The sequence below is a fragment of the Pseudomonas sp. MF08831 genome (assembly GCF_059862645.1).
Genome location: NZ_JCBCUX010000005.1, coordinates 207,260 through 232,852, shown reverse-complemented (window position 1 = coordinate 232,852; position 25,593 = coordinate 207,260). Strand labels below are relative to the sequence as shown.

General features: G+C 59.3%; 27 protein-coding genes. 11 read left to right on the top strand and 16 right to left on the bottom strand.

The window, feature by feature from the left end; genetic code table 11:
• Positions 1–8: 8 nt before the first annotated feature.
• The 3 genes from mlaD to AC19YS_RS12855 are packed head-to-tail and all read right to left on the bottom strand — an operon-like array spanning position 9 to position 2,082.
• Positions 9–476 (bottom strand): outer membrane lipid asymmetry maintenance protein MlaD, encoded by a 468-nt coding sequence (gene mlaD, locus AC19YS_RS12865; protein WP_005784855.1) that lies wholly within the window; start codon positions 474–476, stop codon positions 9–11.
• Entirely contained in the window at positions 476–1,273 is a 798-nt protein-coding gene (gene mlaE, locus AC19YS_RS12860) for a lipid asymmetry maintenance ABC transporter permease subunit MlaE (protein ID WP_106578684.1), read from the bottom strand. The genes mlaD and mlaE overlap by 1 nt, the downstream gene beginning before the upstream one ends.
• Positions 1,273–2,082 (bottom strand): ATP-binding cassette domain-containing protein, encoded by an 810-nt coding sequence (locus AC19YS_RS12855; protein ID WP_200624377.1) that lies wholly within the window; start codon positions 2,080–2,082, stop codon positions 1,273–1,275. Before AC19YS_RS12855 ends, mlaE begins: the two co-directional genes overlap by 1 nt.
• Positions 2,083–2,402: 320 nt before the next feature.
• Here AC19YS_RS12855 and AC19YS_RS12850 point away from each other — a divergent pair, with 320 nt between their 5' ends.
• From AC19YS_RS12850 to AC19YS_RS12805, 10 genes are all read left to right on the top strand, one after another.
• A complete protein-coding gene (locus tag AC19YS_RS12850) occupies positions 2,403–3,377 on the top strand; it encodes a KpsF/GutQ family sugar-phosphate isomerase (RefSeq protein WP_106578683.1) in 975 nt (324 codons plus the stop codon).
• On the top strand, positions 3,378–3,902 hold the full coding sequence (locus AC19YS_RS12845) for a KdsC family phosphatase (RefSeq protein ID WP_106578682.1): 525 nt from the start codon (positions 3,378–3,380) through the stop codon (positions 3,900–3,902).
• An 8-nt stretch (positions 3,903–3,910) separates the two neighbouring features.
• Entirely contained in the window at positions 3,911–4,483 is a 573-nt protein-coding gene (gene lptC / locus AC19YS_RS12840) for an LPS export ABC transporter periplasmic protein LptC (protein ID WP_200624376.1), read from the top strand.
• Complete coding sequence (lptA, locus tag AC19YS_RS12835; RefSeq protein ID WP_119736616.1) at positions 4,470–5,045, top strand: lipopolysaccharide transport periplasmic protein LptA; 576 nt, start codon at positions 4,470–4,472, stop codon at positions 5,043–5,045. Before lptC ends, lptA begins: the two co-directional genes overlap by 14 nt.
• A complete protein-coding gene (gene lptB, locus AC19YS_RS12830; RefSeq protein WP_016974288.1) occupies positions 5,045–5,770 on the top strand; it encodes an LPS export ABC transporter ATP-binding protein in 726 nt (241 codons plus the stop codon). Before lptA ends, lptB begins: the two co-directional genes overlap by 1 nt.
• A gap of 184 nt (positions 5,771–5,954) precedes the next feature.
• Positions 5,955–7,448, top strand: coding sequence for an RNA polymerase factor sigma-54 (locus AC19YS_RS12825; protein WP_106578679.1), 1,494 nt, complete (start codon positions 5,955–5,957; stop codon positions 7,446–7,448).
• A 75-nt stretch (positions 7,449–7,523) separates the two neighbouring features.
• Positions 7,524–7,829 carry a ribosome hibernation-promoting factor, HPF/YfiA family gene (hpf, locus tag AC19YS_RS12820; protein WP_106578678.1) on the top strand — a complete coding sequence of 102 codons (306 nt, stop codon included), beginning with the start codon at positions 7,524–7,526 and terminating at the stop codon, positions 7,827–7,829.
• A 9-nt stretch (positions 7,830–7,838) separates the two neighbouring features.
• Positions 7,839–8,303: a PTS IIA-like nitrogen regulatory protein PtsN gene (gene ptsN, locus AC19YS_RS12815; protein WP_058419319.1), complete on the top strand. Its 465-nt coding sequence runs from the start codon at positions 7,839–7,841 to the stop codon at positions 8,301–8,303.
• A 2-nt stretch (positions 8,304–8,305) separates the two neighbouring features.
• On the top strand, positions 8,306–9,163 hold the full coding sequence (gene rapZ / locus AC19YS_RS12810; protein WP_106578677.1) for an RNase adapter RapZ: 858 nt from the start codon (positions 8,306–8,308) through the stop codon (positions 9,161–9,163).
• Positions 9,164–9,179: 16 nt separating this feature from the next.
• Positions 9,180–9,452: an HPr family phosphocarrier protein gene (locus AC19YS_RS12805; protein WP_106578676.1), complete on the top strand. Its 273-nt coding sequence runs from the start codon at positions 9,180–9,182 to the stop codon at positions 9,450–9,452.
• 97 nt (positions 9,453–9,549) lie between these two features.
• Here the strand turns inward: AC19YS_RS12805 and AC19YS_RS12800 are convergent, their stop codons facing one another.
• The 6 genes from AC19YS_RS12800 to pmbA all read right to left on the bottom strand — a co-directional run bounded on the left by AC19YS_RS12800 (position 9,550) and on the right by pmbA (position 14,817).
• Positions 9,550–10,443 carry a ZIP family metal transporter gene (locus AC19YS_RS12800; RefSeq protein WP_200624375.1) on the bottom strand — a complete coding sequence of 298 codons (894 nt, stop codon included), beginning with the start codon at positions 10,441–10,443 and terminating at the stop codon, positions 9,550–9,552.
• A 32-nt stretch (positions 10,444–10,475) separates the two neighbouring features.
• Positions 10,476–11,087, bottom strand: a complete 612-nt coding sequence (locus AC19YS_RS12795; protein ID WP_106578674.1) for a superoxide dismutase — start codon at positions 11,085–11,087, stop codon at positions 10,476–10,478.
• 1 nt (position 11,088) lies between these two features.
• Positions 11,089–11,532, bottom strand: a complete 444-nt coding sequence (locus AC19YS_RS12790; RefSeq protein WP_124416444.1) for a DUF2753 family protein — start codon at positions 11,530–11,532, stop codon at positions 11,089–11,091.
• Positions 11,533–11,559: 27 nt separating this feature from the next.
• Positions 11,560–12,936, bottom strand: coding sequence for a class II fumarate hydratase (locus tag AC19YS_RS12785; RefSeq protein WP_200624374.1), 1,377 nt, complete (start codon positions 12,934–12,936; stop codon positions 11,560–11,562).
• Positions 12,929–13,324 carry a FagA protein gene (locus AC19YS_RS12780; RefSeq protein WP_119736607.1) on the bottom strand — a complete coding sequence of 132 codons (396 nt, stop codon included), beginning with the start codon at positions 13,322–13,324 and terminating at the stop codon, positions 12,929–12,931. Before AC19YS_RS12780 ends, AC19YS_RS12785 begins: the two co-directional genes overlap by 8 nt.
• A 146-nt stretch (positions 13,325–13,470) precedes the next feature.
• Positions 13,471–14,817, bottom strand: coding sequence for a metalloprotease PmbA (gene pmbA / locus AC19YS_RS12775; protein ID WP_200624373.1), 1,347 nt, complete (start codon positions 14,815–14,817; stop codon positions 13,471–13,473).
• Between the two features lie 108 nt (positions 14,818–14,925).
• Between pmbA and yjgA the strand changes: the two genes are divergently transcribed.
• Positions 14,926–15,447, top strand: a complete 522-nt coding sequence (gene yjgA, locus AC19YS_RS12770; protein WP_083360139.1) for a ribosome biogenesis factor YjgA — start codon at positions 14,926–14,928, stop codon at positions 15,445–15,447.
• A gap of 45 nt (positions 15,448–15,492) precedes the next feature.
• Here the strand turns inward: yjgA and tldD are convergent, their stop codons facing one another.
• The 7 genes from tldD to mreC all read right to left on the bottom strand — a co-directional run bounded on the left by tldD (position 15,493) and on the right by mreC (position 25,538).
• Positions 15,493–16,935 (bottom strand): metalloprotease TldD, encoded by a 1,443-nt coding sequence (tldD, locus tag AC19YS_RS12765; RefSeq protein WP_106578669.1) that lies wholly within the window; start codon positions 16,933–16,935, stop codon positions 15,493–15,495.
• 16 nt (positions 16,936–16,951) lie between these two features.
• A complete protein-coding gene (locus AC19YS_RS12760) occupies positions 16,952–17,800 on the bottom strand; it encodes a carbon-nitrogen hydrolase family protein (protein WP_367242486.1) in 849 nt (282 codons plus the stop codon).
• Between the two features lie 48 nt (positions 17,801–17,848).
• Positions 17,849–21,664, bottom strand: a complete 3,816-nt coding sequence (locus tag AC19YS_RS12755; protein WP_500601858.1) for a YhdP family protein — start codon at positions 21,662–21,664, stop codon at positions 17,849–17,851.
• A gap of 76 nt (positions 21,665–21,740) precedes the next feature.
• A complete protein-coding gene (gene rng, locus AC19YS_RS12750) occupies positions 21,741–23,198 on the bottom strand; it encodes a ribonuclease G (RefSeq protein ID WP_448193057.1) in 1,458 nt (485 codons plus the stop codon).
• 70 nt (positions 23,199–23,268) lie between these two features.
• Entirely contained in the window at positions 23,269–23,865 is a 597-nt protein-coding gene (locus AC19YS_RS12745) for a Maf family protein (protein WP_200624370.1), read from the bottom strand.
• Positions 23,866–23,916: 51 nt separating this feature from the next.
• Positions 23,917–24,405 carry a rod shape-determining protein MreD gene (gene mreD / locus AC19YS_RS12740; RefSeq protein ID WP_128588513.1) on the bottom strand — a complete coding sequence of 163 codons (489 nt, stop codon included), beginning with the start codon at positions 24,403–24,405 and terminating at the stop codon, positions 23,917–23,919.
• Entirely contained in the window at positions 24,405–25,538 is a 1,134-nt protein-coding gene (gene mreC, locus AC19YS_RS12735) for a rod shape-determining protein MreC (RefSeq protein ID WP_200624398.1), read from the bottom strand. The genes mreD and mreC overlap by 1 nt, the downstream gene beginning before the upstream one ends.
• Positions 25,539–25,593: the final 55 nt, after the last annotated feature.

The window sequence follows — 25,593 nt, the reverse complement described above, 5'->3', positions numbered from 1 at the left end:
CAGATTCCTCATTTGGCGTCTTTATTGACCGTATTGAGCAGGAATTTACCGATCAAGTCTTCAAGCACCAGCGACGACTGTGTGTCGTGGATTGTCGAACCATCCTTGAGCAGGGCTGTTTCCCCGCCCACGCTGACGCCGATGTACTTCTCGCCCAGCAGACCCGCAGTGAGAATAGATGCAGTGGAGTCAGTCGGCAGATTATCTACCTTCTTGTCTACCTGCATGGTTACTCGCCCGGTGAAGCTGTCGCGATCCAGATCGATTGCCGTGACCTTGCCGATGGTCACACCGGCCATGGTCACTTTAGCTCTGACAGTCAAACCGGCGATATTGTCGAAGTAAGCGTAAAGTTTATAAGTATCGGCGGTCGGGCTGGCCGAAAGGCCACTGACTCGCAGGGCCAGCAACAGTAAAGCCAGGATGCCAGCCAGCAAGAAAAGGCCGACACCGATTTCCACAGTGCGGTTTTGCATCAGAAATCTCCAAACATCAAGGCGGTCAAAATGAAGTCAAGGCCCAGTACCGCCAGCGAGGCGTACACAACGGTCTTGGTGGTGGCGCGACTGATCCCCTCTGAAGTGGGCTCACAGTCATAGCCTTGGAATACGGCGATCCAGGTCACTACAAAGGCGAAAACGATGCTTTTGATGATGCCATTGAGCACGTCGCCGCTGAAGGTCACGCTGTTTTGCATGTTGCCCCAGTACGAGCCGTCATAGACGCCCAACCAGTCAACCGCCACCCACGAACCGCCCCAGATGCCTACCACGCTGAAAATCATCGCCAGCAGTGGCAGGGAAATGAAGCCGGCCCACAGGCGCGGGGCAACGATGTACTTGAGCGGGTCCACGCCGATCATTTCCAGGCTGGACAACTGCTCGGTGGACTTCATGTTACCGATCTCGGCAGTCAGCGCAGAACCTGCGCGCCCGGCAAACAGCAAGGCGGTGACCACCGGGCCCAGTTCACGCAACAGCGTCAGGGCGACCATCTGCCCCACTGCCTGCTCCGAGCCGTAGCTGGAGAGAATGTTGAACCCCTGCAACGCCAGCACCATGCCGATGAAAATCCCGGAAACCACGATGATGACCAGGGACATCACGCCGACGGAGTGCAGTTGTTTGAGCAGCAGACCAAAGCCGCCACCAATGCCGCCGCGACCGAGCAACGCGTGAAACAGGAAAATCGTCGAACGCCCAAGCACTTCGACCATGTCGATGCCCGAGCGACCGAAAAGGCGAACCTTTTCGATGAGAGATGTCTTGCGCATCAGCGCTTCCCCAGAAGATCTGAGCGGTAGTCCGCTGCCGGAAAATGAAAAGGCACCGGGCCATCAGGATCGCCGGTCATGAATTGGCGAATGCGCGGGTTGTCAGCGTTCATCAACTCTTCAGGCGTGCCTTGTCCCAGCACCTGACCATCGCCTACTACATAAAGGTAGTCGGCGATGCTCGCGGTTTCAGCCAGGTCGTGGGACACCACGATACTGGTGATGCCGAGCGCATCGTTGAGCAGGCGGATCAACCGCACCAGCACGCCCATGGCGATGGGGTCCTGACCGACGAAGGGCTCGTCATACATGAGGATCTGCGGATCGAGAGCAATGGCACGCGCCAAAGCGACACGGCGCTTCATGCCGCCGGACAATTCATCAGGCATCAGGTCAATGGCGCCGCGAAGGCCAACGGCCTGCAGTTTCAGCAACACGATGTCACGAATCATTTCATCGGACAGCTCGGTATGCACCCGCAGCGGAAACGCCACGTTTTCGAAAACATCGAGGTCGGTGAACAAGGCGCCGCTCTGGAACAGCACGCCCATATGCTTGCGGGCATCGAACAGATCGCTGCGCGACAGCGTCGGCAGGTTCTGGCCGTTGACCCACACTTCGCCGGCGCTAGGGCGCAATTGCATACCCATCAGGCGCAACAGGGTGGTCTTGCCGCAACCGGAAGGCCCCATGATGCCCGTGACTTTACCGCGGGGAATGCGAATATCGACGTTATTGAAGATGCTGCGCGTCCCGCGCTTGAAGGTAAGGCCCTTCAGCTCGACCGCGTAGGCGTTATCGGCACTCATCTAATCTCCTTGGGATGCAGCCTTTCACTCAGACACCATGTTTGCGACATTCGTTTGCAATGGTCGCGCAATAGTTTGCAACGGGTGCGCATTATTTAGTCACATGGGTTGGGCGGACCGAACTGGCGGCGAACTATATCACTGCTGGTACAGAGCCCCCAAGGCCGGAACAGCGCTCGTTCAGATTGGGGACAGGGAAAAAAACCCTGCCGGGCATGATTCTCTTGCTCAAGCAGAATAAACCCTGACGAACTTGCGTGAGGGAATTGATCATTACCGCTATAATCGCCGACTTTTCGTCAGGCTATACGATTTCAGACATGAGCCAATCCAGCGACCTTATTCAATCCGCACAACGCACCATCCGTCTCGAGCTAGAAGCCGTAGAAGGCTTGCTGGCCCATATCGACGCGGATTTCGTACGTGCCTGCGAGATGATTCTGGCCAGCAAAGGCCGCGTTGTCGTGGTTGGCATGGGCAAGTCAGGCCACGTCGGCAACAAGATTGCCGCTACGTTGGCCAGCACCGGAACCACGGCTTTTTTCGTACACCCGGCCGAAGCCAGCCACGGCGACATGGGCATGATCACCAAGGATGACATCATCCTGGCATTGTCGAACTCCGGCACCACCAACGAAATCGTGACCCTGCTGCCGCTGATCAAGCGCCTGGGCATCAAGATGGTCAGCATTACCGGCAACCCGGATTCGACGCTGGCCAAGGCCGCGGAAGTGAACTTGAATGTTCACGTCGCCCACGAGGCCTGCCCGCTGAACCTGGCGCCGACGTCCTCGACTACCGCTGCCCTGGTGATGGGCGATGCCTTGGCCGTGGCGCTCTTGGAAGCCCGCGGCTTTACCGCTGAAGATTTCGCGTTTTCGCATCCAGGCGGCGCTCTCGGCCGTCGCTTGCTGCTGAAAGTGGAAAACGTCATGCATTCGGGCGATGAACTGCCCCACGTCCAGCGCGGCACCCTGCTAAAGGACGCGCTGATGGAAATGACCCTCAAACGCCTGGGCATGACTGTCATTCTGGAGTCCGACGGGCGTCTGGCCGGCGTTTTCACTGACGGTGACCTGCGCCGTACGCTGGACCGCAATCTCGACATTCAAACGGCGACGATCGATGAAGTCATGACCCCTCACGGCAAGACCGCACGCCCGGAAATGCTCGCGGCCGAAGCGTTGAAGATCATGGAAGACCACAAGATTCTTGCGCTGGTAGTCGTCGACGGCGACGATCACCCGGTTGGCGCCCTGAACATGCACGACTTGCTGCGTGCGGGAGTGATGTAAATGACCAGCGACCTGCTGCAACGCGGTAAACACATCAAACTGGCGATTTTCGACGTCGATGGCGTGCTGACCGACGGCCGCCTGTACTTCCTCGAAGATGGCAGTGAATTCAAGACGTTCAACACCCTCGACGGCCAAGGCATCAAAATGTTGATGGCCGCGGGCGTGCAAACTGCGATTATCAGCGGTCGAAAAACACCGGTTGTGGAACGCCGTGCACAAAACCTGGGTATTCCTCACCTGTATCAGGGCCGTGAGGATAAACTGGTGGTTCTGGACGAGCTTCTTGGCCAACTCAACCTAAGCTATGAGCAGGTCGCCTACTTGGGCGATGACCTGCCCGACCTCCCGGTTATCCGCCGCGTAGGTCTGGGCATGGCCGTTGCCAATGCGGCGACCTTTGTTCGCGAGCACGCCCATGGCATCACCACGGCCCGTGGCGGCGAAGGTGCCGCCCGCGAGTTCTGTGAATTGATCCTGCGTGCCCAGGGCAGCCTTGAAGCGGCACATGCCGCCTACTTATAGAGCGTTTTATGCTGAGCAAAAAGATTCGCAATTTCCTGCTGTTCGGGATCATCGCCGCGCTGTTTCTGGCGGTAGGCTACTGGAATATCAGCCCCGAACGCTTTCTCGACAAGCCTGTCGGGCAGGTTGACACAGGCGCTATCGACTATTACGCAACCAACGCCTACAGCGTACAGTTCCTGCCGGATGGCAAGGTTCAGTATGAAATGACCTCGGACAAAGTCGAGCACTTGAAGTCGTCCGAAGTCACGTTGCTGACCAACCCGGACATGAACTTGTACCGCGGCACTGAGTTCCCTTGGCATGTCACCAGCAAGCATGGCGAAGTCAACCCGGACGGCACTCAGGTAGAACTGATCGACTCGGTACGTGTTGCACGTACTGACGATAAGAACCGCGACACTATTATTACCAGCAGTCGCATGACCGTTTTCCCACAACAGCAATATGCGCAGACCGAGCAAGACGTTAGAATCGACGGCGCTGGCGGTGTATCGACTGGCAAGGGAATGAAAGCGTATTTGAAAGAAAGCAGGATACACCTGCTATCGAACGTAAGAGGACAGTATGAGGCTCGTTAAAACCCTCCCTATTTTGCTCGGTCTGGGCGCAGCACTGGGAAGCGTGAGCGCCTGGGCTCTGCCGAACGATAGCCAGCAACCGATCCACATTCAGGCTGACGATGCACAGCTGGATGACAAGCAAGGCGTTGCAACCTACACCGGCGCCGTGATCATCACCCAAGGTTCGATGAAGATTACCGGCAACACGGTGACGCTCACGCGTACGCCTGCGGGTGACATCGACGTGGTGACTTCGGTGGGTAACCTGGCCTATTTCGAACAGAAGCAGGCTGCTGCAGATCCTGCTCCGATGAAGGGCTACGGCAAGACCATCCAGTATCACGCCCAGCAGAACCGTATCATCCTGATCGATCAGGCCAGGGTTGTGAGCAGCGACGGCAATACCACGGACGGTGAGAAAATCACCTATGACACCGTGAAGCAGATCGCTCAGGCTGGTCGTGCCACCGGCGCGAAGATCGGCACGCCGAAGCCGCGTATCGACATGGTTATCCAGCCCAAGCAGAAAGACGCTGCCGCTCAGCCTGCGGCTAAACCCGCTGCGAAGAAGGCAAACTAATGGCAACCCTCAAAGCCCAGCATCTGGCCAAGGCTTACAAAAGCCGTCAGGTCGTGCGCGACGTCAGCCTGTCGATCGACAGTGGCCAGATCGTCGGCCTGCTCGGCCCTAACGGTGCCGGCAAAACCACATGCTTCTATATGATCGTCGGGCTGGTCCAGGCGGATCAGGGCCGTGTATTGATCGACGACCTCGACGTGAGTCACCAGCCAATGCACGGTCGCGCACGCGCAGGTATCGGCTATCTCCCCCAGGAGGCGTCGATCTTTCGCAAACTGTCGGTGTCGGACAACATCATGGCGATCCTCGAGACCCGCAAGGAACTCGACCGTGACGGCCGCCGCAAGGAGCTGGAAAGCCTGCTTCAGGAATTCCACATCAACCACATTCGCGACAACCTCGGCATGAGCCTGTCCGGTGGTGAGCGCCGTCGCGTGGAAATCGCACGTGCACTGGCAACCGCACCGAAGTTCATCCTGCTGGACGAACCGTTTGCCGGCGTTGACCCGATCTCGGTCGGCGACATCAAACAGATCATCCATCACCTCAAAGCCAAGGGCATCGGCGTGTTGATCACTGACCACAACGTCCGTGAAACCCTCGATATCTGTGAGACGGCTTATATCGTCAACGATGGCCAACTGATCGCCGAAGGCGATTCCGCCACCATCCTGGCTAACGAACTGGTCAAGGAAGTGTACCTGGGCCACGAGTTCCGCCTGTAAGCATCGTGGTGTCACGGCTGTTCGCCAAGGCGCGCGGGAGTCAATAAAAACCTCGTTTTTTTATTGTTACCGCGCTCTAGGCAAAGCCCCCGACATCAGGCATATAATTTGCTTATGTTTGGCGCTCACGCGCCCTGTCGTGGATGGCGCATTGCGCCGGCGAATAAGGTGTTAAGCCCCTGCCATGAAACCATCGCTAGTCCTGAGAATGGGCCAGCAGCTGACGATGACACCGCAGCTGCAACAGGCCATCCGCCTGCTCCAATTGTCGACCCTGGACCTGCAACAGGAAATCCAGGAGGCCCTGGAGTCCAATCCGATGCTCGAACGCCAGGAAGAAGGCGACGACTTCGATAATGCAGACCCGCTGGCCGACAACATCGAGCAAAAACCCAACTCCGACGTGCAGGAACCCTCCTACCAGGAAACCGCCCCAACGGTGGATAACCTTGAGGAAGGCGAATGGAACGAACGCATTCCCAACGACCTCCCCGTGGATACCGCGTGGGAAGACGTTTACCAGACCAGCGCCAGCAGCCTGCCCAGCAATGACGATGACGAATGGGATTTCACCACCCGCACGTCCGCTGGCGAAAGCCTGCAAAGCCATTTGTTGTGGCAACTTAACCTCGCGCCGATGTCCGACACCGATCGCCTGATCGCTGTCACCCTGATCGACTGCATTAATAACCAGGGCTACCTGGACGAAACCCTTGATGAAATTCTCGAGGCCTTCGACCCGGAACTGGACATCGAGCTGGACGAAATCGAAGCCGTCCTTCACCGCATTCAACAGTTTGAGCCCGCCGGCATTGGCGCCCGCACCCTCAGCGAGTGCCTGCTGCTGCAATTGCGTCAACTGCCCGCCAAGACACCTTGGCTCGCCGAGGCCCAGCGCCTGGTCACCGACTACATCGACCTGCTGGGCAGCCGCGACTACAGCCAGTTGATGCGCCGCATGAAGCTCAAGGAAGACGACCTGCGCCAGGTCATCGAGCTGGTACAGAGCCTCAATCCGCGCCCCGGCTCGCAAATCGAGTCCAGCGAAGCCGAATACGTCGTTCCCGACGTGATCGTGCGCAAGGACAACGAACGCTGGCTGGTGGAGCTTAACCAGGAATCGGTGCCACGTTTGCGCGTCAACCCACAATACGCAGGCTTTGTGCGCCGCGCCGACACCAGTGCCGACAACACCTTCATGCGCAACCAGTTGCAGGAAGCGCGCTGGTTCATCAAGAGCCTGCAAAGCCGCAACGAAACCCTGATGAAAGTGGCCACCCAGATCGTCGAGCACCAGCGCGGCTTCCTGGAATATGGCGACGAGGCAATGAAACCGTTGGTGCTGCATGACATCGCCGAGGCGGTAGGCATGCACGAATCAACGATTTCCCGGGTGACCACGCAGAAGTTCATGCATACCCCACGGGGTATTTATGAGTTGAAATACTTTTTCTCCAGCCATGTCAGTACCTCCGAAGGCGGCGAATGCTCGTCCACGGCGATCCGCGCGATCATCAAAAAACTGGTTGCTGCGGAAAATCAGAAAAAGCCGTTGAGTGACAGCAAGATCGCTGGTTTACTGGAGGCACAAGGCATTCAGGTCGCCCGTCGAACCGTCGCCAAGTACCGCGAGTCCCTCGGGATCGCGCCTTCCAGCGAGCGTAAGCGTTTGATGTGACGGGCGGGCCATAGCGTTCCAGTGGCGGGTATTCCTACCCGCCGCTTTATGCACTGGCAACGAAGGAGAAGCTGTATGCAAGTCAACATCAGTGGACACCAACTAGAAGTTACCAAGCCCCTGCGTGAGTACACCGAGAGCAAGCTGAACAAGCTTGCGGGGCATTTTGACAAGATCACCAACGTGCAGGTCATCATGGAGGTCGACAAGCTCAAGCAAAAAATCGAGGCCACCCTGCACGTACCGAATGCGAAGCTAGTCGCCAATGCGGAGCATGAAGACATGTACGCAGCGATTGACTCGCTCTACGACAAGCTGGACCGCCAACTCATAAAGCATAAGGAAAAGTATCTGCACCTGATGCAAGGTACAGGTCGTTAACTCTCCCCCATGATCCAACTTGAAACCATCCTGACCCCCGGCCGTTCACTCGTGAACGCGCCGGGCGGCAGCAAGAAGAAAGCCCTCGAACACATCGCTAACCTGATCAGCCGTGAAGTGCCTGAGCTGGATGAGCAAGTTGTGTTCAAGGCTCTGATTGACCGTGAAAAGCTGGGTTCGACCGGTTTTGGTAACGGCATCGCCATTCCTCACTGCCGCCTTGAAGGCTGTACTTCGCCCGTAAGTGCACTTTTACACCTGCAAGAAAAAATCGATTTTGATGCCATCGACGGCGCCCCGGTTGACCTGCTGTTCGTGCTGCTGGTCCCGCAGGCCGCCACCGATGCACACCTGGAGCTGCTCCGGCAGATCGCCAGCATGCTCGACCGCAAGGAAGTACGCGACAAACTGCGCAGTGCCAGCAGCAACGAGGCGCTCTATCAGGTTGTCCTGGATGAACAAAACAGGCAGTAATCATGCGTTTGATCATCGTCAGCGGCCGCTCCGGCTCGGGTAAAAGCACCGCACTCAATGTCCTTGAAGACAACGGCTTCTATTGCATCGACAACCTGCCCGCCGGCCTGCTGCCGGAATTGGCCGAGCGTGCGCTGATTCATACTGAGTTGGCGCAGCCGTTGGTTGCCGTTTCAATTGATGCCCGTAATCTGCCCAGCCACCTCTCGCGCTTTCCTGAATTGCTCGAAGAAGTGCGGGCCAAGCACATCAATTGCGACGTGCTGTACCTGGATGCCGACGAAGAGACGCTGCTCAAGCGCTTCTCTGAAACCCGTCGACGCCATCCTCTGAGCAGCCCTCACCGCTCGCTGGCCGAGGCCATTGAGGACGAGACCACGCTGCTGGGACCGATCATCGACCTCGCCGATCTCAAGATCAACACCACCGGCCTGAACTTGTATCAGCTGCGCGACGCCATCAAGCTACGCCTGCTGAATCAACCAGAGCCTGGCACGGCATTTCTCGTCGAGTCGTTTGGCTTCAAACGAGGCATGCCGGTCGATGCCGACCTGGTGTTCGACGTTCGCTGCCTGCCCAACCCTTACTGGAAGCCGGAGCTGCGTGATCAGTCCGGGCTGGATCAGCCGGTGGCCGAGTACCTGGCTGCGCAACCGGATGTCGAAGAGATGTTCCAGGACATTTCCAGCTACCTGCTTAAATGGTTGCCACGTTTTGCCGCGAGTAATCGTGCCTATGTCACTATCGCCATCGGCTGCACCGGCGGCCATCATCGTTCTGTCTACCTGACTGAACGCCTGGGCCAGGTGCTGCAACAAACCCTCAAGAACGTCCAGGTTCGCCACCGCGACCTTAGCTGAAAGGAACACCTGCGCGATGCCCGCTTTGGAAATCGAAATCATCAACAAGCTGGGCCTGCACGCTCGCGCTTCCGCCAAATTCGTCGGTGTGGCCGGGCAGTTCCCCTGTCAGATCCGGGCTGGGCGCACGCCCGAATCCATGGTCGACGGCAAGAGCATCATGGCCATGATGATGCTGGCTGCCGGCAAGGGCACCAGGATTCACTTAAAGACTGAGGGTGAGCAAGAACAGGAAGCGATGGACGCTCTGGTAAAGCTGATCAATAACTTCTTTGACGAAGGCGAATAACCGCGTCTAGGCACTCGGCTTGTTGGCAGGACGCCCTCAAGCCTTACCTTCACCGGGCGACCGTCACCAAGCCTGGCCTGTGAAAGTGGGCTGAGGTTTATCCCAGAGCAGTATCCATCACCATCATCAAACAGAACCCGATGCACAGCCCCAGGCTGGCAAGCTTTTCGTGACCATTGCGGCGCGATTCGGGAATCACTTCGTGCGTCACCACGAGCAACATCGCCCCAGCTGCCAGCGCGAGCCCCAGCGGCAACAAAATTTCCGCCAGGCTCACCAGCCAGGCGCAGAGCACCGCAAAGACCGGTTCGACCAACCCTGACGCAGCGCCGATCAGGAACGCTTTGGTCCGCGACATCCCTGCCCCGGCCAAGACCAGTGCAATCACTAGACCTTCCGGAACATCCTGCAGGGCGATGCCCATGGCCAGGCTGTCGGCATCCGGCATGCCGCCACCCGCGGAAACACCTACGGCCATGCCCTCCGGAATGTTGTGGGCAATGATGGCAAACACGAACAACCAAATGCGCGGTGGAATCACCGGCCTGTCCGGCGTGCCCACCAGCATTTCCGGGCTGGCGCCGGAGACCTTGCGGTCAACCAGGTACAACCCGAACGCACCGAGCATGATGCCGAAGCTGATCAAACCACTGGCTCCCCAAGGCGATAAACCAAGACCTTCAGCGGCCGCAATACCCGGCACGATCAGCGAAAAGGCCGTCGCCGCCAACATCACACCGGCGCCAAATCCCAGCAAGGTATCGCTGAGCGCCACCGGCATCCGACGAATCACCAGCACCGGGACTGCGCCCAGTGCCGTGCCAAGCGCGCAGATTGCCCCGCCCTGCAAGGCACGCAGGATGCGCGGTTCCAGATCCAGCCAGGCCAGCCCGTGGGCCACCAGCAATGCAGTACCTGCCAATAGCAGCAGCGAACCAAACGCATAGCGAAACATTCGTCCGCTGCTGATCGCCAGTGTTTCAGTGCCCATAGTCGGCCTTAGATCTTGTTATTGGATGAATATCAGGCCAAGGCGGCCTGGTAGCGTGCGGCGACTTCCGGCCAGTTGATGACGCTGTAGAAGGCGTTGATGTATTCCGGGCGGCGGTTCTGGTAGAGCAAGTAGTAGGCGTGCTCCCAGACGTCCAGGCCGAGGATCGGCGTGTTGCCGTTCATCAGTGGGCTGTCCTGGTTGCCGCTGCTCTCGACCACCAGAGTCTTTTGTGGCGTGACGCTCAACCAGGCCCAGCCGCTGCCGAATCGGGTCAAGGCCGCCTTGGTGAACGCTTCCTTGAAACTGTCGAAGCCGCCCAGTTGGGTCTCGATCGCTGTGCCTAGTGCGCCCTCGGGTTTGCCGCCGCCTTTGGGCGACATCACCGCCCAGAACAACGAATGGTTAGCGTGACCGCCACCTTGGTTGATCACCGCGGCGCGAAGTTTTTCCGGCAGTTGCTGGACGCTCGAGACCAGCTTTTCAACCGGCCAGCCCGCAAACTCGGTGCCCTCGACCGCTGCATTCAGGTTGTTGATGTAGGTCTGGTGATGCTTGGTGTAGTGGATTTCCATGGTCTGCGCATCGATATGCGGCTCCAGGGCATCATAGGCGTAGGGCAAAGCAGGCAAGGTGTAGGACATATCAATGTGCTCCGTAGTAGGGACTGTTGCGGGTCGACGCTTGCGGTTGAGCCGCAGTGCCACCCAGCAAGCGATGGGTCCGCGGGTATTCGCCGTGATCACTGATGAAGTTCAACAGTTCGACGTAGGTCTTGCTGCTCTGGCGCAGCGCCGCCTCGCGCAATTGCGGGCTCAGGCGCGAGTCCTGCATGGTCTGCAACAGGCGTTGGTGGATAGCGCACAGGTATTCCGCGCTCTCCTCGGGCTGGTTCAGGCGCAGGTGCAAGTCCGCCAGGTTGTGGTGGGAGATGACGCAAGCCGCCACTGCTTCGTCGGCATCCGCCCAGCGCTCGAATAACACTTGAGCCAAGGCCAGGGCTTGCAAATAAGCCTCGCGAGCGTCAACCAATTCGCCCTGCATAAAGCAGCGATTGGCTCGTTCGATCGTGCGTTTCCAGTGCTCCATGGTGAGCCTCCAAAGCAGAGTCGGTGATTACACGCCGCCGGCCGTGAGCTTTTCAGGATCCAGCAGGATCTCGAGTTGGCTACGTGACAAGTCGGTGTGCTCAAGGGCGACATCCATTACCGGGCGGCCTTGCTGGTAGGCCTTCTTGGCAATTTCAGCGGCTTTTTGGTAACCAATGATCGGGTTGAGGGCCGTGACCAGGATCGGGTTGCGCGACAGCGCTTCCTTGAGCTTGGCCTCGTTGACTTTGAAGCTGGCGATGGCCTTGTCCGCCAGCAATCGGCTGGAATTAGCCAGCAGTTCGAGGCTGCTGAGCAGGTTTTGGGCAATGATCGGCAGCATCACGTTGAGTTCAAAGTTGCCGGACTGGCCCGCAACAGTGATCACGGTGTCATTGCCGATGACTTGCGCAGCAACCATGGCAGTCGCTTCGGGGATCACCGGATTGACCTTGCCAGGCATGATCGAAGAGCCCGGCTGCAAGCCTTCCAGTTCGATTTCTCCCAGGCCTGCGAGCGGTCCGGAGTTCATCCAGCGCAAGTCGTTGGCAATTTTCATCAGCGAAACGGCGGTGGTTTTCAACTGGCCGGAGACGGCCACGGCGGTGTCCTGCGAGCCAATCAACGCGAACAGGTTCTTGCCCGGTGTGAATTTCACGCCGGTCAGAGTGCTCAGTTGCTGGCTGAAACGCGCAGCGAATTCCGGGTGTGCGTTGATCCCGGTGCCGACCGCCGTGCCGCCCTGAGCCAGGGCTTGCAAGCTCGGCAGCAAGTCCTGCAGGTGACCGATATTGGCTTTGAGTTGTTGTGCCCAGCCGTTGAGCACTTGGCTCATACGCACCGGCATGGCGTCCATCAAGTGGGTGCGTCCGGTTTTGATGAACGGGTGGACCTCCTCGGCCTTGCGTTCGATCACCTGCACCAAGTGCAGCAAGGCCGGCAGCGTTTGCTCGTGCAGCACCAATGCGGCGCTGACGTGAATGGTGGTGGGGATGATGTCGTTGCTGCTTTGGCCGCAGTTCACGTGGTCATTGGGGTTGACCGCCTCGCCCAGCAAACGGCTGGCGAGGGTCGCGATCACTTCGTTGGCGTTCATGTTGGAGCTGGTGCCGGAACCGGTCTGGAAGATATCCACCGGAAAGTGCGGCATGTAATCACCTTCCAGCAAACCCTGGGCGGCATCGACGATGGCTTTGCCTTGCCCTTCGCTGATCTGTTTGAGGTCGACGTTGACCTTGGCCGCGGCGGCCTTGGCCAGAATCAGGGCGCGAATGAATTGCGCTGGCATACGCAGGTTGCTGATCGGGAAGTTGTTCACCGCGCGCTGGGTTTGCGCGCCATACAAGGCCCCGGCAGGCACTTGCAGTTCGCCCATGCTGTCGCGTTCGATACGGGTGTTACTCATCGGAAGATCCTTGCACCAGGTCAGAAACGGAAAGGGAGGGCAGCAATTCGCAGGTCGCCAATTGCCAGGCAAAGGTCTGCCAGCGCTTGAGGCGGCAGGCACAGTGAGAGAGTTTTTCCAGGTCACGCAGCGGGCGCCACGCCTGGTCCAGGCACATGGATCGCCAATGCCAGGGCAAGGCGACATCGCTGGCGGTGTCGATCAACAAACGGAATGAGGTTTCAGCGATCGTCCACGGATGGGTCGCGGTGCAGCACGCCAGGTATCGACCCTCATTGAGGTAATGTTCGATCAGGCGAGGTTCATTGGGATCGAGGCCGCAGCGAATCTGACGACTCATCCAGCGCCAGCTTTCCAGGTACGGATCCTCATGCAGGACAGAACTCATGATCCACACTCATTCGGTAATGATATTTATTATTAAATGATATTGAGAATCAAAACAAGGGTGGCACGTAAATTCAGCCGTGACGCGAGCATAAAAAAGGCGCGCCATCTGTAGGATGGCGCGCCTTTATTTGAGACGTTGAGTGTTTAGCTGCCGGCGACGGTCATCCGCTCGATCAACACCGACCCCGTGCGAATATTGCTGCGCAACTCCAAATCGTTACCGACGGCAACGATCTGCTTGAACATGTCGCGCATGTTGCCGGCGATAGTCACTTCCTGGACAGCGAACTGAATCTCGCCGTTTTCCACCCAGAAACCGGCGGCGCCGCGGGAATAGTCACCTGTCACCATATTCAGGCCACTGCCCATCAATTCAGTCACCAGCAGGCCGCGGCCCATGCGACGCAGCAGCGCAGCCTGGTCTTCATCGCCATGGGTCACGAACAGGTTGTGCACGCCTCCCGAGTTGGCCGTGCTCGGCAGACCCAGCTTGCGACCGGCGTAAGTGCCCAACACGTACGAGACCAGCTCGCCCTTCTCGACGAACGGCTTGGCATAGGTCGCCAGGCCGTCACCGTCAAAGGCGGAACTGCCCATGGCACGCATCAGATGAGGACGCTCATCGATGGTCAGCCACTCAGGGAACAACTTCTGGCCGATTGCACCCTCGAGGAACGAGGACTTGCGGTACAGGTTCCCACCGGAAATCGCCCCCAGGAAGCTGCCAAACAGGCCGCCGGCAAGTTCGGCCGAGAACAGCACCGGCACTTCACATGTCGGCACCGGACGCGCGCCCAAACGGCTCGCCGCGCGCTGTGCAGCGCGCTGACCAATACTGACCGGGTTCGCCAGCAATTCACCCTGGCGGCTCACGTCGTACCAATAATCACGCTGCATCTGGCCATCGGCTTCGGCGATCATCACGCAGCTCAAGCTATGGCGAGTGGAGGCGTAACCGCCGATAAAACCGTGGCTGTTACCGTAAACACGGCAACCCTGATGGGTGCTGAGGGTGGTGCCATCAGCATTCTTGATACGGGGATCGGCATCAAATGCCGCGGCTTCGCAGATCAGCGCTTGCTCGATAGCCTGCTCAGGCGTGATGTTCCAGGCGTGAAAGAGATCAAAATCCTTCAAGTCCTTGGCCATAAGCGCTTTGTCGGCCAAGCCCGAGCTTTCATCTTCGGACGTGTGCTTGGCAATCGCCAATGCAGCAGCGACAGTTTCGCGTATCGCTTCCGGCCCGCTGGCTGACGTACTCGCCGAGCCTTTGCGCTGCCCCGAATACAAGGTGATACCAAAACCCTGATCACGATTGAATTCGACAGTTTCCACTTCCCGCTGGCGCACCGACGTCGACAGCCCCTGCTCCAGCGAGACGGCCACTTCACAGGCACTGGCACCCTGGCGCTTGGCTTCGGCAAGGATCTGCTCGACTTGTTCCTGCAGTGCCGGTAACGCTTGCGGACCGACGCTTTGGGCTGCACTCATGGTTTTCTCCACTCAAATTCTGCTTTCGGTTAAGGCCATCGAGCGACCGGGCCGGACAAGCGGCCCCCGACTGGTTATCATGGCGGCGTTTCTTTGCGGACTGCCACCATGGTTGATTCTTACGACGACTCCCTCGATGGGGAGAAAAGCAAAACCCAGGTCAAACGCGAGCTGCATGCTCTGGTTGACCTTGGCGAGCGCCTTACAACGCTCAAGCCGGATTTGGTTGCAAAACTGCCACTGACCGACGAAATGCGCCGGGCCCTGGCGGATGCGCCGAAGCACACCGCGAATATCGCGCGTAAACGGCACATCATGTTTATCGGCAAATTGATGCGCGATCAGGACACCGACGCCATTTTGACTTTGCTCGATCAACTCGATGCCTCCACTCGCCAGTACAACGAACGCTTCCATAACCTGGAACGTTGGCGTGACCGCCTGATTTCGGGCGATGACGCTGTACTGGAGAAATTTGTGGTGGACTACCCGGACGCGGACCGCCAGCAACTGCGCTCCCTGATCCGTCAGGCCCAGCACGAACTGGCGCAAAACAAGGCTCCGGCCACCAGCCGTAAAATTTTCAAGTACATCCGTGAGCTGGACGAGACTCAACGCGGCCTGCGCTGATCCTCTTCCCCGGGTGGCGTTCTGCGCCACCCGAAGCTCCACCGCTTACGACCCCGTGCCACCCACGGTGATCGCATCAATCTTCAACGTTGGCTGGCCAACGCCGACCGGCACCGACTGCCCATCCTTGCCACACGTCCCCACGCCGCTGTCCAGCGACAGGTCGTTACCGACCATCGACACCTTGCTCATGGCTTCCGGCCCGTTACCAATCAACGTCGCCCCTTTGACCGGCGCGGTAATCTTGCCGTCTTCGATCAGGTACGCCTCGCTGGTGGAGAACACAAACTTGCCGCTGGTGATATCCACCTGGCCGCCGCCGAGGTTGGCGCAGTAGATCCCGCGTTTGACCGAGGCGATGATTTCCGCCGGATCGCTTTCGCCACCGAGCATGTAGGTGTTGGTCATACGTGGCATCGGCAAGTGCGCGTAGGACTCGCGACGGCCGTTACCGGTGCGCGCCACGCCCATCAGGCGCGCATTGAGTTTGTCCTGCATGTAGCCCTTGAGCACACCGTTTTCAATCAGCGTGGTGCACTCGGTCGGCGTGCCTTCGTCGTCAACGCTCAACGAACCACGGCGACCCGCCAAGGTGCCGTCATCGACGATGGTGCACAGCTTGGACGCGACCATCTCGCCCATGCGCCCACTGTAGGCCGAACTGCCCTTGCGGTTGAAGTCACCCTCCAGGCCGTGGCCCACCGCTTCGTGCAGCAAAACCCCGGACCAACCCGAACCCAATACCACCGGCAAGGTACCGGCCGGTGCAGGAATGGCTTCCAGGTTAACCAGCGCCTGGCGCAGCGCCTCGCGGGCGTAGCCCATGGCGCGGTCATCGGAAAGGAAATACCGGTAGTCGGTACGCCCGCCGCCGCCATGGCCACCGCGCTCGCGGCGACCATTCTGCTCGACGATCACACTGACATTAAACCGTACCAGCGGCCGTACATCCGCCGCCAGCCCACCATCGGTGGACGCCACCAGAATGCGTTCCCACACACCGGCCATGCTCACAGTCACTTGCTGTATGCGCGGGTCGAGGGCACGGGTGGCGGCGTCGATACGCTTGAGCAAATCGACCTTTTCCGCACGACTGATCACTTCCAGAGGGTTATCCGGCGCGTACAACTGCGCCACGTCCTGAGTACTGAACGCCTGCACCGTGCCGTTCTGGCCCGCGCGGGAAATCGAGCGCGCTGCGCGTGCCGCCAGACCCAGTGCCTCAAGAGTGATGGCATTACTGTAGGCAAACCCGGTCTTTTCACCGGATTGCGCACGCACGCCCACGCCTTGGTCAAGGTTGAAACTGCCTTCTTTGACGATGCCGTCTTCGAGGGCCCATGACTCGGAAATCTGCCCCTGGAAATACAGGTCCGCCGCGTCGATGCCTGGCCCGGCCAAGTCGCCGAGCACGGTTTGCAAGCTTTCGATGGTCACGCCACCGGGTGCCAGGAGGTGTTCACTGACTGAGGACAACAACTCGCTCATAGGTTTGGCCTTAAATTCATCGTTCCGAAGCAGGTCGCTGCGCGCCCTGCGAGAAAAAGCGCCGATGGTTGACCACCGGCATGCGCGTCCGTATCGACGCTTGTTCACTGCTATCGCGTTCGGCCAACAACACCGCTTCGCCTTGATCCTGTTGTGTCAGCACGCGCCCCCAAGGGTCGACAATCGCTGCGTGGCCAAAGGTTTCCCGTGGGCCTGGGTGTACGCCGCCCTGAGCAGCTGCCAGCAAGTAGCACTGGGTTTCAATGGCTCGCGCCCGAATCAGCACATCCCAATGTGCAGCGCCCGTCACCGCGGTAAAGGCCGAGGGCGCGGTAATCAATTCAGCCCCCGCCGCGCGCAATTCGCTGTACAGCTCGGGGAACCTCAAGTCGTAGCACACCGTCAGGCCCAATCGCCCCACCGGCGTGTCCGCTACCACTACATTGCTCCCGAAAGCATAGTCGTCAGATTCGCGATAACGACCCCGCGCATCTGCTACATCCACATCGAACAAGTGCAGCTTGTCGTAACGGGCAACGATTTCGCCCTGATCATCGATGAGCAGCGAGCAAGCGTTGGACTTGGCGTTGGGTTGGTCCTTGGGCGGCAACGGCAAAGTACCGGCCACTATCCATAAGGTGAGGTCGCGAGCGGTCTGTTTCAACCACGGCAGGATCGGGCCTTCGCCCAAAGCTTCGGCGCGGCCGAGATCGGCTACGTCACGGCGGCCCATGGCGGCGAAGTTTTCCGGCAGTACCGCCAGCTTCGCACCGCCCGCCGCCGCTTGCTCCAGCAAGCGCCTGGCCTGGGCCAGGTTGGCCAGAACATCGCTCTGGCTGACCATTTGAATTACCGCAAAGGACATAGGCCGACACTCCGTAAAGGGCATGCGGCCATGCTACTCCACAGCCTCTCAGTTTGGTTTTTCAAATGGCTTGTCGAAGGTGATTTTTGGATCCTTCCAAGGCCCTTGCACCTTGTACTGCACGCTGGCGAAGCGCGAAACACGATCGCCAATCAACTTGTCGATCAGGAATAACGCGCCACCAATGGCCGGTGCCCCGACAATCAAAGCGGCAATCGGCAGGTTATTGGTCACCGGCAACGTGACCAGCAGCTTGGCGTCGACGCGGTCGGCTACCAGGTCCAGCGTGCCATTGAGCTCCAGGTTGGTGGAAGGCCCGGTCATGGTGATGGGCTCACGCGTCACAAACACGCCATTGCTGGCCGCGAGCAAGCCTTTGACCCGGTCATAGCTCAAGCCTTTGCCAAGCAAGTCCGAGAAGTCCAGACGCAAGCGGCGCCCGATGGAGTTGAAGTTCAGCAAGCCAAATACCCGCAGAGCCTGCGCGCCACCTTCGACCTCAACGAACTGGCCTTTACGGAACGCTGCATCCAGGCTACCGGAGAAGCGCTTGGGACCGACCCAAGCCGGTGAGCCCGGCCAGCGACCGTCCACATCCAGATGGAAGTCCTCACTGGTTACCGTCGGCGCAAACCCCCAGCCTTTGAGCACATCGGCGATGTTCTTGCCGTCCAGGCGACCTTTGTACCAACTGCTGCTGTTACCCGGTGCGCCTTCCCAACCACCAGCGCCGTTGAGCTGCATGCCTTTGAGGCCAAGGTCCAGATTGTTAAAGGCCAGGCCTTTGGCCGTCGGCCGTACTTTCAGTGACCAGGCGCCCACCAAGTCCGGCCCCTGGAACAGTTGATTGATGGAGATATCCAGCGCTGGAATGTCCTTGGGGTCGACGTCCGCCAACGGGTCCGGCGCGTTTTCGTCGGCCTGTGCTTTCGGATCCACCGCCGGCAATTTCACGTACTGCAGGTTGATTGCAATAGGCGCGCCCTTGGCATCCGGAAGGTTCACAGCACCTTTGGCTTGCTGACTGTCGAACTGCAACCCCCATGCGGACGGTTTGCGATCGAGTTGCAGGTTGACCTGGTCAAATTGGGTACCAAAACCGCTCAACTTGCCCACCTTGAAATCAGCACCGCTGAGCAGTTGCTTGGCATTGCCGCCTGGGTCATTGCCGGCGTAACGGTCGACCAGTTTCTTCCAAGGGTCTATATCCAGCTCCGACAGCACGCCACGAATGCGCAGGCCTTTGGCAGCAGGCAGCACGGCATCGCCGTCCCCCAGAAACAACTCCCCGCGCCCCTCATTGAATTTGTCTGGAGGCGACGCAAAGGTGAAGCTCGCCAGCTCGCCATAATCGAACCAGTACCGGCGCTCAGCCCCCTGCAAGGTCATGCGGAACACGCTGTCGCGCCCCTGGCTGGCGGGCATGCCGAACGGTGCGGGCAGGTCGACCGCTACGCCTTTCATGTTGGAACTGACCATCAGTTGGCTGTCGGCACCGTCCAGTGTCACTTGCAATTGGTAGGGGATATCGCCGGACACCGGCAGCGGCTGGCTAATTTTCAACCAATCCGTCAAGCGCTTAACCGTGACCTGCCCTTTGGCGGTGATACGCGTGCTGATATTGCCTGGTTTGCCATCGGCAATGATCTGCGCGGTGATCGGACGATCAAACGCCTGGGCGGAGATGTTCTGGCCACTCAGCCCCTTGGTGCTGTCGAAGCGGAAATCGCCCTTGAGCTGGCTCAAGTCCAGAGTCGGCTCGGCCAATTGCAGGCGGGACTTGTCGGTCTGAAAATCCACCACAATCTTGGGTTCGGTGCCTTTGACCAGCGGAATATCCAGGTCCAGCTTGCCTTGCAGGTCGCCCTCGCCTTTCCAGCCGGCAAACGTCGAGCCGGTGCCGATCGGCGCTTCCTGAAGGATCTTCAAGCCATCCCCCAGGCCACCCGCGAATCCACCGGTGATCAGCAGATGGCTGTCTTTACCGGCTGGCGCGTGAGGAATATTGACGTAGACGTCCTTGACCTTGGTATCGAGCAATTGGCCCTTGCTCGCCAGGATGCGCACGCCGCTCTCCTCGACAAACACTTCGCCATTGACCTTGCTCACATGCGGCCAGCCTGGCTGGAACGCCAGTTCGGCATCGTGCACCTTGAAAAACAGGCTGATATTGCGTGCAGCCGGCAGTGCGTCATGGTTCAGCGAACCTTGGTACTGGAAGAAACCTTGGTCAACCGCGCCTTTGAGGATCGCTGTGCGCAACCACTCATCCAGCGACGGGCTCAATACCGCCGGCAAATACTTGGGTGTAAAACGGCCATCGCCATCGACCATGCCGACCCGCAGGTCCATATAGTCTTCCTGGCTGTGATCGAAATGCAGGCGAATCAGGAAGTCTGCCGCAACCTTGCCTTCCTCGCCGAGCACCTTGATGTAGGGGGCGATCAGGGTGAAACCTTCTTTATCCAGCTTCCACGTCAGGCGTGCATTGGCCTGGATGTACTGCCACGGCTTGGCAAAGATCGGGTACAGGTGCAAGGAGAAGTCCTTGCTGTCCATGCGCAACTCACCGTGCCCCAGGTCGCCGCTGATACTGCCGGACACGTTGCGCGCAGCCGGCGCGCCGAAGTAGGCATCAAACCCGATGCGCTCGAGGTTGGCGGCAAAGCTGACCTTCTGATCGCTCGTGTCCTGGGGACGGAAATCCACCAGCACGTTGCGCAGCATGCCAGTGGCCTTGAGGTGTTCGACGGCTTTTGCAAAGCCTTCCGGCAGGGGCGCCAAGGCATTCAGCAGCGGCGTAATGGGCGTGAGGTCAAGGCGGTCGGCCTGAAGTTTCCAGACCTCCAGATCCTTGTCGGTAGCCAGGCTCTGCTGCAATTGCAGGCGCGACTCCCAGCGCGTGTCACCGATGTTCATTGCCAACGAGTCAAACAGCACATTGAGGCCGCTCTGACTGCGTTGCAGGTAAGCCGTGAGGGCAAGGTTTTCGATATGGACCGGCCTGCGGTCGGCGTAGCTGCCTTTCAGCTGGGGTGAGTTGAGACGCGCCACCGCGCTTTGCACGGTGCCTTTGGCCCAGGTCAGCCAGAATTCGCCGCCGGCCTTGAACTGCGTGACTTTCCATTGCTGGGTCAGCCTGCCGGGTATCCATTTGGCCCAGTCGCTTTGCGGAAGGCTCAGGTAAGCCTGGACCTCACCGTCTTTCCAAGCGCTGGCGCGAATACGTGTACGCAGGTTTACAGCCAGTGGCTGGCCATCCGGCAGGGTCAGGCGGGCATCGAGGCGCTGGCGAGTGGCGCCGGTGTGGAGGCTGAGGCCCACGTAAGTCAGGGTCAGCGGCGCCTGGCCGAACGGTTGCAGCGTGACCTGGCTATCGAGCAGCGACACGCGCTTGACCATCTGCATGCGCGTCAGCAACTGCTCAGGGTCCAACGGCTGATCGTCCTGTACCGGCAGGCCCTGGAGCGCCCAGTGGCCGTCCTTGTCTTCCTTGACGCTCAACTGCAGCCCGCTGACTTCCAGGTGGGCTATGCGCACCTCGCGGGCCATCAGGCTGGCCCAGAGATCCGGCACCACTTCAACCTGGTCCAGGCGCAAGGCACTGCTGCCCTCGCCGACCATCACGTCGTGAGCCAGCAACACGGGGGCGAAACCGCTCCAGCGGCCTTCCAGGCTGCCGATTTGCACGGGCATGTCCACCGCAGCCTGAGCCTTGGCTTCGATTTCGGCGCGGTATTCAGCCACCAGCGGGGTCAATTCACGACCCAGGCTCACGTACACCGCAGCCAACACCAGCACCAAGGCACACAGGCCCAGGCCCCAACGGGTCAAAGCGGCAAAAAAGCGTATCAGACGCTCCATGTCAGGCGACCCTCAAAGCAGTTGACGGACGGCAGATCAAGGTCTGCCGTTCTCGAAGAAATTAAGCGATTGGGGATCAGAGCAGCACCACGTCATATTGTTCCTGGGAATACATGGTTTCGACCTGGAAGCGAATCGTGCGCCCGATAAAACCCTCCAGCTCGGCGACGTTACCAGACTCTTCATCGAGTAACCGATCGACGACTTTCTGGTTGGCGAGCACTCTATAACCTTCGGCCTGATAGGCGCGTGCCTCCCGTAGGATTTCGCGGAAAATCTCGTAGCAAACCGTTTCCGGGGTCTTCAGCTTGCCGCGCCCCTGGCAGCTGCTGCAGGGTTCGCAGAGCACTTGCTCAAGGCTTTCGCGGGTGCGCTTGCGGGTCATCTGCACCAGGCCCAGCTCGGTGATGCCGATGATGTTGGTCTTGGCGTGATCGCGCTCCAGTTGCTTCTCGAGGGTACGCAGCACCTGGCGCTGGTGCTCTTCGTCTTCCATGTCGATGAAGTCAATGATGATGATGCCGCCCAGGTTGCGCAGGCGCAGTTGGCGGGCAATCGCGGTGGCGGCTTCAAGGTTGGTCTTGAAGATGGTCTCTTCGAGATTGCGGTGGCCGACAAACGCGCCGGTATTGACGTCGATGGTGGTCATGGCCTCTGCCGGGTCCACGACCAGATAGCCGCCGGATTTGAGCGGTACTTTGCGCTCCAGGGCTTTCTGGATTTCGTCTTCGACACCATAAAGATCGAAGATCGGCCGCTCGCCGGGGTAATGCTCCAGGCGATCGGCAATTTCCGGCATCAATTCGGCGACAAATTGTGTGGTGCGCTGGAAGGTTTCCCGCGAGTCGATGCGAATTTTCTCGATTTTCGGGCTGACCAAATCGCGCAATGTACGCAGCGCGAGGCCAAGGTCTTCATAGATCACGCTCGGCGCGCCAATGGTTTTGATCTGTGCGCCGATCTGGTCCCACAGGCGCCGCAGGTATCGGATATCCATGAGGATTTCATCGGCGCCGGCGCCTTCTGCGGCCGTGCGCAGGATGAAACCACCCGCTTCCTTGATGCCCTCGGCAGCCACACAATCGCTGACCACCTTTTTAAGGCGCTCACGCTCGGATTCGTCCTCGATTTTCAAGGAAATACCGACATGCGCAGTGCGCGGCATGTACACGAGGTAACGCGAAGGAATCGACAGTTGAGTAGTCAGCCGCGCGCCCTTGGAACCGATCGGGTCCTTGGTGACCTGCACCACCAGGCTCTGCCCTTCGTGTACCAGCGCGCTGATGCTTTCAACCGCCGGGCCTTCGCGCAGCGAAATTTCCGATGCATGGATAAACGCGGCACGGTCCAGGCCAATGTCGACAAATGCCGCCTGCATGCCTGGCAACACGCGCACCACTTTGCCTTTATAGATATTGCCGACAATGCCGCGCTTCTGGGTGCGCTCGACGTGCACTTCTTGCAGAACACCGTTCTCTACCACCGCCACGCGCGATTCCATCGGCGTGATATTGATCAGAATCTCTTCACTCATGGCTGGGTCTCGTTCAGGCGTTTTCACAATAGTGACCGATCGCTTAAGGCTTGGCGCTGGGATACGGCGTTCAGCGCGCGGTAAGGTTTTGCCAACAGGGTATGCCGAATTGACCAAGCAGTTGCGCGGTTTCGCACACGGGCAGGCCTACCACGGCGGAATAGCTGCCATTGAGCCCGGCTACAAACACCGATCCCAGCCCCTGGATAGCATAGCCGCCTGCCTTGTCCTGAGGTTCGCCGCTGTGCCAGTAGGTTGTAGCCTCCTCGACAGAAATAGCGCGAAAACGTACCCGGCTGCTTACACATCGAGTTTCGCTGCGCTCGCCGTCGGTGACAGCAATGGCGGTGAGGACGTCATGCTCGCGTCCCGACAGGGCCATCAACATCGCCAGGGCGTCGGCCTGGTCCACCGGTTTGCCAAGGATCTGACCATCAACGATCACGGCCGTGTCGGCGCCCAGCACGCAGGCGCCGGCAGTCTTTTCAAGCGCAGCAAAACCCGCCGTGGCCTTGCCGTGCGCAAGGCGCTCGACGTAGGCAACGGCGGATTCGTTTGTATGAGGAGTTTCATCAATGGCGGCGCTGACCACGGTGAAAGGCACACCGATCTGCGTCAACAGTTCACGCCGCCTTGGGGAGCCCGAGGCCAGATAAAGCGAATTCATTGCAGACTCTCCCTGTAGGGTTCGATAACCAGGCAGAGCCTCGCAATCCATTCAATTGATTTTATAGCGGCGACGTAAACCACGCAGACCGAAGCTGACCCAAGGCCACAGCAACGCACTGACCAGGGCCGGCAATACCAGGGCCAGGGTCGGCTGGCGGTTACCGGTCAATGCGCTGAGCCACAGTTGCACCAACTGCGCCAGGCCGAAGATCACCAGAATCACCAGGCACTGCTGCCACATCGGGAACATGCGCAACCGCTGCTGCAATGACAGCACCAGGAAAGTAATCAGGGTCAGGATCAGCGCGTTCTGGCCAAGCAAGGTGCCATAGAGCACGTCCTCCGCCAAGCCCAGGCACATCGCTGTGACCATGCCTACCTTATGCGGCAAGGTCAGCGACCAGAACGCCAGGAGCAAGGCGAGCCAGAGCGGTCGCAGGATTTCCATGAATTGCGGCAACGGCGAAACGCTGAGCAGCAAGCCGATGGCGAAAGTCAGCCAGACGATCCAGCCATTGTGCGAATGCGTACCGGCCATTATTCCTCCCTCTGCCGCGTGGTTGCCGGCGCTGCGGCCGCTGGTCGGGTTGCCGGCGTGGCAGGCGGTTTAGCCGCTGTGGCGGCCGGCGTAGTGGCCGGTGGCTTGGTCGCAGCCGGTTTGGCTGGGCGGGCGCTGTGGGCCGCAGGTTTGACAGGCGTCGCCACTGGCGCGACCGGGGTCGCGGCAGGTGCAGGTGGCCCCACAAAGGCTGGTTTTGGCACCGTGGCAGGAATGACCGGCGCGGTGCCGTTCTGCTTGTCTTCTGCTTCCTGCGCCTGGGCAGCGTCGTTGGCACGCTCTTCGGGCGTACGGTTGTCGCTGAATACCAGCAGCAGGTAACGGCTGCGGTTCAAGGCAGCCGTCGGGACCGCGCGCACAATGGCGAACGGCTGGCCGGAATCGTGGATGACTTCCTTGACCGTCGCTACCGGGTAACCCGCGGGGAACCGCTGACCCAGGCCGGAACTGACCAACAGGTCGCCTTCCTTGATGTCGGCAGTGTCGGCCACATGACGCAACTCAAGACGCTCCGGGTTACCGGTACCGCTGGCAATCGCACGCAAGCCGTTGCGGTTGACCTGCACCGGAATGCTGTGGGTGGTGTCCGTCAGCAGTAACACGCGCGACGTGTAGGGCATCAATTCGACCACCTGGCCCATCAGGCCACGGGCGTCGAGCACCGGTTGGCCCAGGACCACGCCGTCGCGCTCACCCTTGTTGATGATGATGCGATGGGTGAAGGGATTGGGGTCCATGCCGATCAACTCGGCCACTTCGACCTTCTCGTTGACCAATGCCGAAGAGTTAAGCAACTCGCGCAGCCGAACGTTCTGCTCGGTGAGGGCCGCCAGCTTTTGCATGCGCCCCTGCAAGAGCAGGTTTTCGGTCTTGAGTTTTTCGTTCTCGGCGACAAGCTCAGTGCGGCTGCCGAACTGGCTGGCCACGCCCTGATAAAGCCGTTGCGGCAGGTCGGTGATCCAGTAAGTCTGCATCAACACCAGCGACATCTGGCTACGCACGGGCTTGAGCAGTGCAAAGCGGGCATCGACCACCATCAGCGCGACCGAAAGCACGACCAGCACTAATAAGCGCACGCCCAATGAGGGGCCTTTGGCGAAAAGCGGTTTAATAAGCCGCTCCTCCCGGGCAAATGTTCTCTTTATTCATACGGCATCAAACCGGCCT

Coding starts and splice junctions, on each gene's coding strand:
- AC19YS_RS12845 (WP_106578682.1), top strand. CDS start 3,378: ATGACCAGCGACCTGCTGCAACGCGGTAAACACATCAAACTGGCGATT.
- AC19YS_RS12745 (WP_200624370.1), bottom strand. CDS start 23,865: ATGAATTCGCTTTATCTGGCCTCGGGCTCCCCAAGGCGGCGTGAACTG.
- mreD (WP_128588513.1), bottom strand. CDS start 24,405: ATGGCCGGTACGCATTCGCACAATGGCTGGATCGTCTGGCTGACTTTC.
- lptB (WP_016974288.1), top strand. CDS start 5,045: ATGGCAACCCTCAAAGCCCAGCATCTGGCCAAGGCTTACAAAAGCCGT.
- mlaE (WP_106578684.1), bottom strand. CDS start 1,273: ATGCGCAAGACATCTCTCATCGAAAAGGTTCGCCTTTTCGGTCGCTCG.
- AC19YS_RS12795 (WP_106578674.1), bottom strand. CDS start 11,087: ATGTCCTACACCTTGCCTGCTTTGCCCTACGCCTATGATGCCCTGGAG.
- pmbA (WP_200624373.1), bottom strand. CDS start 14,817: ATGAGTGCAGCCCAAAGCGTCGGTCCGCAAGCGTTACCGGCACTGCAG.
- tldD (WP_106578669.1), bottom strand. CDS start 16,935: ATGAGCGAGTTGTTGTCCTCAGTCAGTGAACACCTCCTGGCACCCGGT.
- lptC (WP_200624376.1), top strand. CDS start 3,911: ATGCTGAGCAAAAAGATTCGCAATTTCCTGCTGTTCGGGATCATCGCC.
- AC19YS_RS12805 (WP_106578676.1), top strand. CDS start 9,180: ATGCCCGCTTTGGAAATCGAAATCATCAACAAGCTGGGCCTGCACGCT.
- rapZ (WP_106578677.1), top strand. CDS start 8,306: ATGCGTTTGATCATCGTCAGCGGCCGCTCCGGCTCGGGTAAAAGCACC.
- AC19YS_RS12790 (WP_124416444.1), bottom strand. CDS start 11,532: ATGGAGCACTGGAAACGCACGATCGAACGAGCCAATCGCTGCTTTATG.
- ptsN (WP_058419319.1), top strand. CDS start 7,839: ATGATCCAACTTGAAACCATCCTGACCCCCGGCCGTTCACTCGTGAAC.
- hpf (WP_106578678.1), top strand. CDS start 7,524: ATGCAAGTCAACATCAGTGGACACCAACTAGAAGTTACCAAGCCCCTG.
- AC19YS_RS12780 (WP_119736607.1), bottom strand. CDS start 13,324: ATGAGTTCTGTCCTGCATGAGGATCCGTACCTGGAAAGCTGGCGCTGG.
- AC19YS_RS12800 (WP_200624375.1), bottom strand. CDS start 10,443: ATGGGCACTGAAACACTGGCGATCAGCAGCGGACGAATGTTTCGCTAT.
- AC19YS_RS12785 (WP_200624374.1), bottom strand. CDS start 12,936: ATGAGTAACACCCGTATCGAACGCGACAGCATGGGCGAACTGCAAGTG.
- mlaD (WP_005784855.1), bottom strand. CDS start 476: ATGCAAAACCGCACTGTGGAAATCGGTGTCGGCCTTTTCTTGCTGGCT.
- AC19YS_RS12755 (WP_500601858.1), bottom strand. CDS start 21,664: ATGGAGCGTCTGATACGCTTTTTTGCCGCTTTGACCCGTTGGGGCCTG.
- AC19YS_RS12850 (WP_106578683.1), top strand. CDS start 2,403: ATGAGCCAATCCAGCGACCTTATTCAATCCGCACAACGCACCATCCGT.
- lptA (WP_119736616.1), top strand. CDS start 4,470: ATGAGGCTCGTTAAAACCCTCCCTATTTTGCTCGGTCTGGGCGCAGCA.
- AC19YS_RS12760 (WP_367242486.1), bottom strand. CDS start 17,800: ATGTCCTTTGCGGTAATTCAAATGGTCAGCCAGAGCGATGTTCTGGCC.
- rng (WP_448193057.1), bottom strand. CDS start 23,198: ATGAGTGAAGAGATTCTGATCAATATCACGCCGATGGAATCGCGCGTG.
- AC19YS_RS12855 (WP_200624377.1), bottom strand. CDS start 2,082: ATGAGTGCCGATAACGCCTACGCGGTCGAGCTGAAGGGCCTTACCTTC.
- AC19YS_RS12825 (WP_106578679.1), top strand. CDS start 5,955: ATGAAACCATCGCTAGTCCTGAGAATGGGCCAGCAGCTGACGATGACA.
- yjgA (WP_083360139.1), top strand. CDS start 14,926: ATGGTTGATTCTTACGACGACTCCCTCGATGGGGAGAAAAGCAAAACC.